Annotated in this window: 10 protein-coding genes; 1 reads left to right on the top strand and 9 read right to left on the bottom strand. The window is 44.4% G+C overall.

What is annotated here, in order from left to right:
• Positions 1–114: 114 nt before the first annotated feature.
• The 3 genes from AC4CU2_RS00755 to AC4CU2_RS00745 form a co-directional block, all read right to left on the bottom strand.
• Positions 115–2,058: a 2-oxo acid dehydrogenase subunit E2 gene (locus tag AC4CU2_RS00755; protein ID WP_395475005.1), complete on the bottom strand. Its 1,944-nt coding sequence runs from the start codon at positions 2,056–2,058 to the stop codon at positions 115–117.
• Between the two features lie 2 nt (positions 2,059–2,060).
• Complete coding sequence (aceE, locus tag AC4CU2_RS00750; RefSeq protein WP_176536761.1) at positions 2,061–4,763, bottom strand: pyruvate dehydrogenase (acetyl-transferring), homodimeric type; 2,703 nt, start codon at positions 4,761–4,763, stop codon at positions 2,061–2,063.
• A gap of 277 nt (positions 4,764–5,040) precedes the next feature.
• A complete protein-coding gene (locus AC4CU2_RS00745; RefSeq protein ID WP_201701884.1) occupies positions 5,041–5,724 on the bottom strand; it encodes a M23 family metallopeptidase in 684 nt (227 codons plus the stop codon).
• A gap of 108 nt (positions 5,725–5,832) precedes the next feature.
• Between AC4CU2_RS00745 and AC4CU2_RS00740 the strand changes: the two genes are divergently transcribed.
• Positions 5,833–6,273, top strand: coding sequence for a hypothetical protein (locus AC4CU2_RS00740; RefSeq protein ID WP_058870506.1), 441 nt, complete (start codon positions 5,833–5,835; stop codon positions 6,271–6,273).
• Between the two features lie 97 nt (positions 6,274–6,370).
• On the opposite strand, the gene lpxC is transcribed toward AC4CU2_RS00740, so the two are convergent.
• The 6 genes from lpxC to murC all read right to left on the bottom strand — a co-directional run bounded on the left by lpxC (position 6,371) and on the right by murC (position 13,375).
• Entirely contained in the window at positions 6,371–7,273 is a 903-nt protein-coding gene (gene lpxC / locus AC4CU2_RS00735) for a UDP-3-O-acyl-N-acetylglucosamine deacetylase (RefSeq protein ID WP_317455168.1), read from the bottom strand.
• Positions 7,274–7,396: 123 nt separating this feature from the next.
• Positions 7,397–8,593: a cell division protein FtsZ gene (gene ftsZ, locus AC4CU2_RS00730; RefSeq protein ID WP_062031955.1), complete on the bottom strand. Its 1,197-nt coding sequence runs from the start codon at positions 8,591–8,593 to the stop codon at positions 7,397–7,399.
• Positions 8,594–8,756: 163 nt separating this feature from the next.
• Positions 8,757–10,019, bottom strand: coding sequence for a cell division protein FtsA (gene ftsA / locus AC4CU2_RS00725; RefSeq protein WP_004691727.1), 1,263 nt, complete (start codon positions 10,017–10,019; stop codon positions 8,757–8,759).
• Positions 10,020–10,085: 66 nt separating this feature from the next.
• Positions 10,086–10,940, bottom strand: coding sequence for a cell division protein FtsQ/DivIB (locus AC4CU2_RS00720; protein ID WP_333654240.1), 855 nt, complete (start codon positions 10,938–10,940; stop codon positions 10,086–10,088).
• On the bottom strand, positions 10,941–11,870 hold the full coding sequence (locus AC4CU2_RS00715) for a D-alanine--D-alanine ligase (RefSeq protein ID WP_333654243.1): 930 nt from the start codon (positions 11,868–11,870) through the stop codon (positions 10,941–10,943).
• Positions 11,871–11,926: 56 nt separating this feature from the next.
• Positions 11,927–13,375: a UDP-N-acetylmuramate--L-alanine ligase gene (murC, locus tag AC4CU2_RS00710; RefSeq protein ID WP_490768150.1), complete on the bottom strand. Its 1,449-nt coding sequence runs from the start codon at positions 13,373–13,375 to the stop codon at positions 11,927–11,929.
• Positions 13,376–13,377 lie beyond the last annotated feature (2 nt).

Genomic DNA, 13,377 nt, shown 5'->3' with positions numbered 1-13,377 from the left:
TAAATACAAAAGACCCTGCCGAAGCAGAGTCTTTATTGAGGTATTTTTGCAGTGCTTCCAGCCGCTATTTTTCTCTTTTGAGAAGAGAAACCAACAGGACAAAAAACCAGATCATCAGATCAGCAAAGTACGGATGTCTTTCAGCAACTTGGTCAGCTTATTGGTAAAGCGCGCTGCATCAGCCCCATTGATCACGCGGTGATCATAAGACAGTGACAACGGTAACATCAGTTTCGGATCAAAACCTTGACCATTCCATACTGGTTGCATCGTCGCTGGAGAAATCCCCAAAATTGCGACTTGTGGCCAGTTCACCAATGGTGTAAATGCCGTACCACCAATTGCACCTAAGCTTGAAATCGTGAAGTTTGCACCTTGTAGGTCTTTCGGCGAAAGCTTCTTATCACGTGCTTTCTGACCCAATACACCGAGCTCCACCGCAATGTCTTTAATTGATTTCTGGTCTGGATTACGTAGTACCGGAACGGTTAAACCATCTGGTGTTGCTACAGCAATGCCCATATGAATTTCGTTACGCAAGAGTACAGACTTGCCATCATCAGCCAAGTGACCGGCAAAATCACGCTCTTCTTTCAGCAAATGCGCAACAGCTTTAATAATGAAAGCCATAATGGTCAAGCTAATGCCATCTTTCTTAAAGTTACCTTTAAGGTCATTACGCCAAGCTTCAAGCTCAGTAATATCCGCCAAGTCAAACTGAGTCACTTGTGGAATATAGTTGTTTAAAGACAACTGCGGAATAGAGACTTGTTGCAGACGTGTCAGCACTTTCTCTTCGACACCGCCAAACGCTGTGAAATCAGGAAGCTTTGGCAAGCCAGAAACTTGAGCAGCAGCCTGAGCGGCTGGAGCAGCCTGAGGCGCAGTTAAACGCGCTTTGACAAATGCTTTCAGGTCTTCCTTCATGACACGCGCATGCGGGCCAGATGCGCTTACTTCAGACAATACGACGCCTAATTCACGCGCCAGCTTGCGTACAGCTGGGCCTGCATAGACTTTCGCATTGGCGTCATTCTGCGCTTTCGTCAGCTTGTCTGCACCCTGTTCTGACACAGGAGCCGCAACTGACTGTGCTGCTGGCGCAGGCTGCGCTTTAACTTCAGCTTTAGGCGCTGGAGCAGAAGCCGCCGCAGGTGCAGCAGCGGGTGCTGATGAAGATTCACCTTCAATGGTCACCAAAGCCACACCTTCCGATACATTTTGTCCCAATGCAACATGAATGGCTTTAATCACACCCGCTGTTGTACTTGGTACTTCAACCGTTGCTTTGTCTGATTCAACCACGATGATACTTTGGTCTTTTTCAACCGTATCACCTACTGACACCAAAATTTCAGCAACAGCCGCTTTGTCTACACCCAAGTCAGGCACTGCAATTTCAACCGCACCTGCAGGCGCAGCAGCAACTTGTGGCGCCGCTTCAGCAGGCTGAGTTTCAGTGGCTTGAGGTGCTGCAACTTGCGTAGGCTCAGCAGTCACTGGTGCAACTGAAGCTGCTGTTTTTACAGTCAGAATCACCACACCTTCTTTAACACTGTCACCAACTTGAATACTAATCGATTCCACTGTGCCTGAAATCGTACTCGGGACTTCCACAGTCGCTTTGTCTGACTCAACCACGAGGATGCTTTGATCGACGTCAATTTGATCGCCAACCGACACCAAAATTTCACCAACGGTTGCTTTTTCCACACCAATATCTGGCACTTGCACATCAATCACTTGTGATGCTGTAGTCGCAGCGGGTGCAGTCTTTTCTTCAGCTTGTACAACGTCAGCCTGTGCTTGTACTGCTGGCGCTTCAGTTTGTCCCTCGGCTTCCAGCTCAATCAGCGCTGCACCTTCAGCAACAGAGTCACCTAAGTTTACTAAAATGCTTTTAACAACGCCTGCTGAAGTGCTAGGCACTTCAACAGATGCTTTGTCTGATTCTAATAGAACAACACTGTCATCAACCGCAATGGTATCGCCAACTTTGATCAAAATTTCAGCAACAACGGCTTTATCTACACCAATATCAGGAGTTGTAATTTGCATACTTATTTCTCCTCTTTGTAGTCAGCTACAGCGTGTACAGATGGCGTTGCTTGAGGAGCCCAAGCTACTGGACGATCTGTATCTAATTCAAATGTAGAGATGGCATCTTTCACTAAGCGTGCATCCACTTCACCTTCATCAGCCAATTTCTTCAGTGTGGCAACAACAATGTGCGCTGCATCTACACCAAAGTAGCTACGTAATTTAGCGCGTGAATCTGAACGACCATAACCATCTGTACCCAATGCTACGAATGGACGGTTGTCTGGAAGATATGCACGAATTTGTTCGCTATAAGCACGCATATGATCTGTTGCAGAAACTACGATCCCTTCTGTGCCGCGCAGTTGCTCAGTCACCCAAGCTTCTTTCACATTCTCGCTCATTGGATGCAAGCGGTTGTATTCTTCACATGCCATACCATCACGTGCAAGTTCATTGAAACTTGTTACGCTAAATACATTTGAATGGATTTGGTATTCATCACGTAAGATTTGAGCAGCTTTAATGACTTCACGCAGAATTACACCTGAACCCATCAACTGAACAGTGGCTTTTTCATCTTTTTGAAGTAAGTACATACCACGTTTAATGCCTTCTTCAGCACCTTGTGGCATTTCAGGATGCTCGTAGTTTTCGTTCATTACCGTTAAGTAATAGAAAATACGCTCTTGGTTCACATACATGCGTTGTAAACCATCATGCACAATAACTGCTAATTCATAACCAAAACATGGGTCATACGACACACAGTTCGGAATCGTGTTCGCAAGAATATGTGAGTGACCATCTTGGTGTTGTAAGCCTTCGCCATTGAGCGTTGTACGGCCTGCTGTTGCACCCAATAAGAAACCTTGTGCTTGTGCATCACCTGCAGCCCATGCAATGTCGCCAATACGTTGAAAACCAAACATAGAGTAGTACATGTACATTGGAATCATGGGTAAGTTATTGGTTGAATAACTGGTTGCCAACGCTGCCCAAGCGCTCATTGCACCTGCTTCGTTAATACCTTCTTGAAGCATATGACCATCTTTTGCTTCACGGTAATGCATCAACTGTTCTTGGTCTTCAGGCGTGTAATGCTGACCATTGGCTGCATAAATACCCAATTGACGGAACATACCTTCTAAACCAAAAGTACGTGCTTCATCTGGAACAATAGGAACAACACGGTCTTTAATTGCTTTTTCTTTTAACAATGCAGCGATTAAACGAACCATCACCATGGTGGTTGATTGTTCTTTGCCTTGTGAGCCTTTTAAGACTGCATCAAAGATAGAAAGTTCTGGAATAGCCAACTGTTCACTTTCTTTACGACGTGCAGGTAAGTAACCACCTAGTGCTTCACGACGTGCCTTCATATATTTCAATTCAGGTGAGTTTTCGCTTGGACGATAGAAAGGCACTTCTTCTAATTGCTCATCGTTAAATGGCAAATTGAAGCGATCACGTACATATTTTAAAGATTCGATTTGCATCTTTTTGATTTGATGCGTTTTGTTTACTGCTTCAATTTCATCAGACAAGCCATAACCTTTAACAGTTTTCGCTAAGATTACAGTTGGTTGACCTTTGGCTGTACATGCTTCTGCATAGGCTGCAAAAACTTTGTACGGGTCATGACCACCACGATTTAGATTATCAATATCTTCATCGCTTAAGTCTTTAATCAACTCAGCCGCTTCTGGGTATTTACCAAAGAACTTTTCGCGTGCATATGCACCGCCCTTCACTTGTAAGCGTTGGTATTCGCCATCCAGTGTTTCTTCCATAACCGACTTTAAAGCACCAGTTTTGTCTTTAGCCAGTAGTGGGTCCCAATGACGGCCCCAAACCACTTTAATGACACGCCAGCCCGCACCACGGAATAGAGACTCTAATTCTTGAATAATTTTACCGTTACCACGTACTGGGCCATCTAGACGCTGTAAGTTACAGTTTACAACCCAAATGAGATTGTCTAATTTTTCACGACCCGCAAGTGAAATTGCACCTGTGCTTTCTGGCTCATCCATCTCGCCATCGCCAAGGTATGCCCAAACTTTGCGATTTTCTTCTTTGATTAAACCGCGGTTCATCAAATACTTTTGAATATGTGCTTGGTAAATCGACATGATTGGGCCAAGACCCATCGATACCGTTGGGAACTGCCAATAATCAGGCATTAAGTATGGATGCGGATAAGAAGGTAAGCCAACACCGTCCACTTCGCGACGGAAATTGTTTAGATGCTCTTCAGTCAAACGACCTTCAAGGAACGAACGCGCATAAATACCTGGCGCACAGTGACCTTGATAATAGATCATGTCCCCGCCAAAGTTGTCGTTATTGGCACGGAAAAAGTGGTTAAAACCGACATCATATAAAGTTGCAGAAGAGGCAAAACTTGCCAAGTGACCACCTAAGTCATCACCCGTTTTATTGGCACGGAGTACCATCGCTAGCGCATTCCAACGAATCAACGCACGGATACGACGCTCCATGTCTTGATCGCCTGGCATTGCAGGTTCTTCAGCCACTGAAATTGTATTTAAATAAGGCGTATTTAATCGCTGAATAGGGACATGTTTAGCGATTGCTTGTTGATACAGTTTTTCCAGTAGAAAAGCTGCACGCTCAGTCCCCATGTGTTGTAAAACGGAGTCAAACGCATCTTGCCACTCTTGCGTTTCTTGCGCGTCAGTATCACCATAAAACGCCATAATTCACCTATTTCGATATCCTAATCTTATACGCTAATATGTATCATACTTTCGTCCTATAAGAGTATCGCTACAGCTGAATATGGCTGAGCCATACTATTTAGCAACTAAATAGTCATTTACCATTCGTTACCCAAGATAACAAAAAACCGCCAATTTAGGCGGTTTTTTATACATTTAATGCTGCTTTTTGATGCTAACTTGGATTTCGTCAGAGCTGTATTCCTTTTTCAAGCATCAGACCAACGGTAAGTTCGGATTATCGATCAAATCGGATTTAAGGCAACATTGCTAGATAAGTCGATGGGTTTTTGCGTTGACCATCTTTAACCACTTCATAATGTAAATGTGGGCCAGTACAACGACCTGTACAACCGACATTGGCAATATGTTCACCCGCGTCTACACGGTCGCCAACACGAGCAATTAAACGCGATGCATGAGCATAGCGCGTGATGTAACCATTGCCATGGTTAATTTCAACATATTGACCATAACCTGTACCCCAACCTGACTTGGTCACAATCCCTGGACCTGTCGCATAAATCTGTGTACCGCTTGGCGCAGCAAGATCTAGACCTGAGTGACGCTCAGCACGACCATTCATGGTTCGGCCGCCGTAACTTGAGCTAACACGTGCGCTTGGAAGTGGGTGTGTCACTAACCACGAATATGGATTATTTGAAAAACTTTTTGCAGAGGATTCCGAACCGTATTTTTTCGCCAGTGAAGCGTTGTTGAGTTCAACTGTTTTCTCACGTAGTTTCACGGACATTTTCGTTTCGGCAGGGATATCAATATCATTAGATTCGGTATAAGCACCTTCCGATAAAGTGCGTGTCAATTGCTCAATTCGATCCGAAGATGCATTATTTGTATTGAGTTCTACCAAATCAGCGAAGGCTACTGAAGCAGCCGATGCCGCAAAAGAAAAAGCCAACAAAATACGTCGCATATGCATAAAAAACCTCTTAAAACTGTTCTTACGAATGTTTCTTGCGTGATCTCGTCCTTGATATCTACCGAAAGAAGCGCATAAGATTAAGACATTAACATGAAGGAAATATGTATGTCCGAACCAGTGAATCTCTTTCAACAAACCAGAAAACACATAAAAACAGGAAACTTAACGTTTCTCTCAAAGCAAGTGACTGCATGGCAGAAACTTACAAAACTGATTCAACCTATCCTACCGCAACCAGAGCAGTGGCAGGTTGTTTGTTATCAATATGGTATTTTGACGATTACCGGCGAAAATCAAGCGATGATTAGTCAACTTGGTTACCTTCAAAAACAATATATTGCACAACTGTCGGAACTTGATGAGTTTAAAGACCTACAAAAACTCCAAGTTCGTTTGAGAATCCCCTCTCAAACACCCGCAAAGATACAATCTATTTCAAGATCGCTAAGCACAGAAACTCAAGACTTAATTCGAGGTGCTGCTGACTTTGTGAGCGACCCTAAGCTTAGCCAAGCAATGCGCCGTTTGGCAAGCAAAAAAAAGTAACCTCGTCTCGACCCGCGTCAGAATTGCGTTTTTAAAATGATAAATTCATCACATTTATGCTTGTTACAATATAACATCACACAATAAAGACAATGACTTAAGTCACACTCACATAAGGAATTGGACACTGATCTTCGTCATTAAATGTTACAATTTCATAGCTGCTTGGATCACTTTGGACATTGCGCAATAATTGATTATTCAAAGCATGCCCAGACTTATATCCATCAAATTTGGCAATAATTTGGTGGCCGAGCAAGTAAAGATCACCCACCGCATCTAATATTTTGTGACGAACAAATTCATCTGAGAAGCGTAAACCCTCTTCATTCACCACCCCGGTTTCATCAACGCCAATGGCATTGTCTAAACTTGCTCCCAAAGCGAGATTATTGGCTTTGAGATAGTCCAAATCTTTCATAAAACCAAAAGTACGGGCTTCGCTGACTTCATAAACAAAGGTTTCGGTTGAAAAATCGATCGTGGCAGACTGATATTCTTTCTTAAAAGCGGGATGATCGAAGTCAATGGTGAAATTGAGTTGAAAACCTTCATGCGGGCGGAAAATGGCGCGTTTGTCGTCAATGAGAGCTTCAACAGGTTTGAGTATTTTAATAAATTTTTTAGGTGCATCCAGTTCTTTGAGACCGCCTTGCATGAGCAAGTAAATAAACGGACCTGCACTGCCATCCATAATTGGTACTTCAGAGGCAGACACTTCAATGATTAGGTTATCAATACCTAGACCTGCAATTGCACTCATGACATGTTCAATCGTACCGACTTTGGCATCTTCTTGAACCAAGTTTGAACACATGAAGGCTTCTTGAATCAACATTGCATTTGCACGAATGTCGACTGGTGGACTGAGATCGATACGACGAAACACAATTCCTCCGTCCGCATGATGTGGCACAAAGTTAATTAAGACTTTTTGACCACTATGCAAACCAATGCCGCTTGCTTTAACGACACGTTGTAGAGTTCTTTGTTTCAACATGTTTCATATCATCTCACCACTAAACCGCTATACGTTAGCATATTTAGCCATTGATAAAAAACAAAAAGGTAGTCTCTGACTACCTTTTCTTCATCATATGTGGCTTAACCACATAGACAAATACTACTTACGTTGTTGATTTTTCAAGTAATCTTGAATACTCATTGGTGTTGGGCGTGCAGCACTCACTGTCGATGCAGAATTCGCTGCAGCAGCCACGTCTTGGTTCTGACGCTGGATTGCAGGCACATCATCATCTTCAACAACCGCTTGCGTTGCATGCCCATGTTGTGCTACCTGCACATGTGCATTTGGACGCTTCACTGGCTCAGCAGAATCTGCTGAATTTCGAGTCAAACCAGTTGCAATCACAGTCACACTGATTTCATCACGCGCATCTGGATCAAATACAGTGCCATAGAAGACTTGGCCTTCATCTAGATCGACAATTTGGTTCACAACGTCGGTAATTTCTTCGATTTCGCCAAATGTAACGTCATCACCACCCGTCACATTAATCAGAATTCCTTTGGCATTCATAATGGTGACATTATCTAGCAATGGACTACGGATCGCTTGTTCGGCTGCTTGACGTGCACGGTTTTCACCACGACCTAAACCTGCACCCATCATGGCATAACCACGTGTGCTCATCGCAGTTTTCAAGTCAGCAAAGTCAAGGTTAATATGACCTGGGCGCACTACCAAATCAAAGATACTACGGACCGCATTTAATAAGACATCATCCGCTTTTTTGTAAGCATCTTTCATTGAGATGTCACGGAAAACTTTTAACAAACGTTGGTTTGGAATGATGATTAAAGAATCTACATGCGCTTCTAATGCTTCAATACCTTGCTCAGCAGACTGAAGACGACGTTTACCTTCAAAGTTAAACGGTGTCGTTACCACGCCTACGGTTAAAATGCCCATTTCTTTGGCAATTTCAGCAACCACTGGCGCAGCCCCTGTACCTGTACCACCACCCATGCCGGCAGTGACAAATACCATGTCAGTGCCTTCAAGGTGTTGACGAATCAAGTCACGACTTTCTTCAGCCGCGGCTTGACCTACATTTGGATTGGCGCCTGCACCTAGTCCACGAGTACTTTGCTCACCCAACTGGATTTTGAATTGTGCATTCATACGGTCTAGCGCTTGCTTGTCCGTATTGGCACATACAAATTTTACACCTTGAATATCTGACTCAAGCATGTGTTGTACGGCGTTACCACCTGCACCACCAACACCAAACACAGTAAAACGGGCTTGACCGTTGCTATCGGTTTGATCATCTTCTAAAAATTCAAATGAGGCCATGACCTATAGATTTCCTAATTCGTTATTGGCAGTCACTTAAGCCCGTATACTGCCTTGATCTTAATAAACAAAATTGCTTTTAAGCATGCTGTGCAAGCCATAACTTGTCAAGTTTAAGCGATGCGTTGTACAACTTCTTAACAATATTCCAAAAAAATTCAACTTAAAAAACAGATTTCAGCTTTTCATTGAGTCCCGACCAAGCGCGTCCAACGCGTTTAATCAAAGACAGTTTTTCTGTATCTTCTGGTTCCACTATAGTTTCTTGTGTTTCGCTCTGACTAAACATCAACAAACCTGCGGCAGTGGCATACTGAGAGCGACGCAGTGCGGCAATATTTTGCTCATCTGCTGTCACTTGCACAGGTGGATTCCCCAAATGCGCAGACACACCCAACATACGACGAGTCAACGTCACCATACCTTCGATTTGACTGGCATCACCAGTTAACACCACACCATGATACAAACCATGAATCGCACCATTACGCTCTAGCTCTTGGCGAACTTGGCCTAAGATTTCTTCATAACGTGCAATCACAATTTCAGTCAACTCAATACGACTAATCGTTTGCGGACCATCAATCCCTTGGATCTGAATCATATGGTCCGGTTTAACCGACTTAATGTCGACACACCCATAGAGTAATTTAATTCGCTCAGCTTCTTCAGTGGTGGTTTGTAACACAGCAGCAATATCACGGGTGACATGTTCGCCACCACGCTGCAAAGTATGTGTCAACGCCAAACGACCATCCAAATACACCGCAATGTTGGTGGTACCTGCACCAATATCGACTAAACAGACACCATACTCTTTTTCATCTTTGAGTAGGCTAGCCTCTGCCGTTGCCAGACAAGACACCACCAGTTTTTCCACCCCGATGTTCGCGCCTTTTAATGCCCGATCAAGGTTTTGCATGGTGCTAATCGGTAACATCATCAACTGATAATGACCAATCATGCTGTGTGCAGACATCCGTATTGGGTTTTGTACCCACTCAGTGGAATCATCCAGCTCAAAGCCCAGTGGAACAGCACTAACCAAATAATGATCCGAGGTCATGTGGCTGGCTTTGGCCAACTCTAATGCACGAACCACTTCACTTGTTGTAATTGTATGGTCAGTATTTTCAACTGGCGTTCGTCCAGATGCATAAAAGCTTTTTAACTCGGCACTTGGGATTGAGACCCACGCGGAATGGACACGGCATTCAGCCATATCTTCTGCTTCTTGCACGGCATTTTTTATCGCTGTAATGACTTTATCAAGACTTACAATTTTTCCTTTATTCATGCCTCGGTTACGAGCAGTTGCCATTCCTATCACTTGGATATTGTCTGGCGCATGTACCTTACCAATCAAAACTGAAACTTTGTGCGTCCCAATGTCAATCGCAACAACTGAGGGAACCGCTTCATTCATTATTTACTACTACCATCACATGTTTGTTTAATTTATGGCTTTATGCCTCTGTTTTAAAGCCAAGTATTATGGCTTTGCTGCTGCTCCACCTGCAATGCTTGTGTCATCAATCGTTACAACAAAATGACCATTTGCTATCTTTGGTGCGGCAGCATTCTTCCATTGGATGGCCAAGCCATTCCGATAACGCAAATCAATGGCAGATACTTTGGCCCAAACTGGCTTCAAATCACTTTGAGCCAAATAACTCAAACGTTGCAGCTTACTCATGGTTTGATCCTGATCTACGATAACACGTAAACCTGAATCGAACTGCATAAACCAAGTCATACGCTCTGTTAAATATAGTTCTTTTAAACGAAGGTTGACTGGCTGGAATAATTGATTAATTTCATTATAACGGCGCATCATCATTTTAGACTGACTGATTGGGCCGTGTAATAAAGGCAAATTCTGATTATTTTTCGGCGCCACTTCGCTAAATACGTCACCACTGTCACTTAAGAGACGCCCCGTCCCCCAACGTGCAATTGCATGCCGAGGCATGACGCGAACGCGAATTGCATTCGGCCATGCGCGCGAAACCACCACACGATCGACCCAACCCAGCTCTAAGGTACGATCACGAATTTCTTCTAAATCTGAGGTGAAATAATTATGAGTAATGGCTGGTGAAACATGTCCCATCACCTGATTTTTTTCCGCCTCAGAACGTACGCCTACCACATCAAGTTCGGCCACACGTGCATCTGTCATGACTTGATATAAGCCATAAATACCAACCAACAGCACCGCCACGGCAACGACCAACATCACCCAACCACCGAAGTTGGCAAGCTTCTCCTTACGCGTCGGTGGTTTATCGTGTATTGAAGTAATCGCTGCGCGTTTACGGCGCATAGAAGCGGGTAATTGCGCCATTTAGTGAGCCGCACCTGTCAGTGTTTGCTCTAAAATTTGGACACAAAGTGCATCAAAGCTATAACCCACTGCATTTGCTGCTTTTGGTACCAAAGAGTGACTGGTCATACCAGGTACTGTGTTCACCTCTAGCAACCAGAAATTGCCTTGCTCATCTTGCATCGCATCTATACGGCCCCAACCACTTGCACCCACCGCTTGGAATGCACGGAGGCAAAGCGCTTGCAACTTTTGCTCTTCTTCAGCGCTTAAGCCACACGGAATTCCGTATTCCACATCATTACGTTGATATTTCGCTTCATAATCATAAAAAGCCACATCTGCAGGCGGTTGTAGGCGAATCACAGGTAGCGGTTGACCATTTAAAAATGAAATCGTGAATTCACGTCCCGTAATCCATTTTTCAGCCATCACCACAGCATCGTGTTGGGTCGCTTTGGCAATTGCCGCTGCCAAATCTTCTGCTTTTTCGACTTTACTCATGCCGACACTTGAACCTTCGTGTACCGGCTTGATAATCAGTGGAAGGCCCAAATTCGCCACCACTTCAGCTAAATCTGACTCTTGGCTAATGATGCGATAGGGTGCTGTCGGTAAGTCTGAACCCTGCCAAACTTGCTTGGTTTTAACTTTATCCATACCAATAGCAGAACCCTGTACGCCTGTTCCGGTATACGGGATGTTGAGCCACTCTAAGACCCCTTGGATTTGACCGTCTTCCCCACCGCGACCATGCAACACAATAAACGCACGGTCATAAGCGACCAATTCGGTCACACTACGCTCTTGCGGGTCAAAAGCTTCTGCATTTACACCCGAACGAACCAATGCTTCAAGTACAGCTGCACCACTATCTAGAGAAACCTCACGCTCGGCAGACTTACCACCAAGCAACACCGCTACTTTGCCGAATTTTGAAGCATTTGACACGTTGATATCCTTAAACTTTATGACTGTTTTATTCATTGAGTAATCACACAACGTGATTATTTTAAATATAAATGATTGCTTGCAAGCTCAACCGAGATAGCCCCCACATTACCTGCGCCTTGCGTCAATAACAAGTCATCCGCTTGTAACACTTTTTTCAACGCATGCTGCAAATTACCTTCGACTGGATCGATCAAAATCGGCTCTACATCGCCACGTAAACGAATACTACGCGCCAATGAACGACTGTCTGCACCCACAATCGGTTTTTCGCCCGCAGGATAGACTTCAAGCAGCAACAACTGATCGACATGTGACAGTACATCCACAAAGTCATCGAAACAGTCACGGGTCCGGCTAAAACGGTGTGGCTGAAACATCATCACTAAACGGCGGTCTGGATGGCTTGCTCGTGCAGCTTTAATGGTCGCTTCAACTTCTTTTGGATGGTGACCATAGTCATCCACCAATTTCACATTACCGCCTTCGATGTCAAATTCACCTTGGACTTGGAAACGACGACCTACACCGCTGAAACTTTCCAACGCACGTGCAATCGCAGCATCAGACACACCTTCATCGGTTGCAATACCGATCGCCGCAAGTGCATTTAAAATATTATGCAAACCCGGCAAATTGATGGTTAAACGCAAAGGCTCACGATCTTTACGTAATACGGTAAAGTGCGACTGCATGCCTTCTTGTTCAATATCTACTGCACGAATGTCATTGTCTTCGTTAAAACCATACGTGATCAATGGACGACCAATGCGCGGCATGATTTCACGAATGTTGGCATCATCGCCACACACCACAGCCAAGCCGTAAAACGGCAGTTTTTGTAAGAACTGTACAAAGGTATCTTTTAAGACATCGAAGCTACCACCATAGGTGTCCATATGGTCTGCATCAATATTGGTCACGATGGTGGCCATTGGTTGCAAATGCAAGAATGAAGCATCTGATTCATCTGCCTCTGCCACGATAAAACGACTCGCGCCCAGTGCAGCATTCACACCAGTACGATTCAGCAAACCGCCAATCACATAAGTTGGGTCGAGATTTTCTTCTGCCAACATACACGTGACAAGGCTAGTGGTCGTGGTTTTACCATGCGTTCCCGCAACAGCAATCCCATGACGGTAGCGCATCAGCTCACCCAGCATTTCTGCACGGCGCACCACAGGTGTACGCGTTTCAATGGCTGCTTTAATTTCTGGGTTTTCTGCATCAATTGCAGTCGACACCACAATCACGTTTGCCCCTTGAATATTTTCAGCCGTATGCCCGATATAGACTTTGATGCCGTTTTCTTCAAGCTGAGCCGTGGTTTTTGACGCTTTGATATCTGAACCTGAGACTTTGTAGCCTTGGTTCTTGAGCACTTCGGCAATACCACACATACCCGCACCACCAATCCCAATAAAATGGATGTGCTTAATACGGCGCATTTCTGGCACTTTAATTAACTTTTTTGCTCGATCAGCAGGCGTAGATGGCGACATAA

Source organism: Acinetobacter sp. 797_lipA (assembly GCF_058243025.1).
Note: the sequence above shows the minus strand (reverse complement) of the source record. Positions and strands in the feature narration are given on the sequence as shown.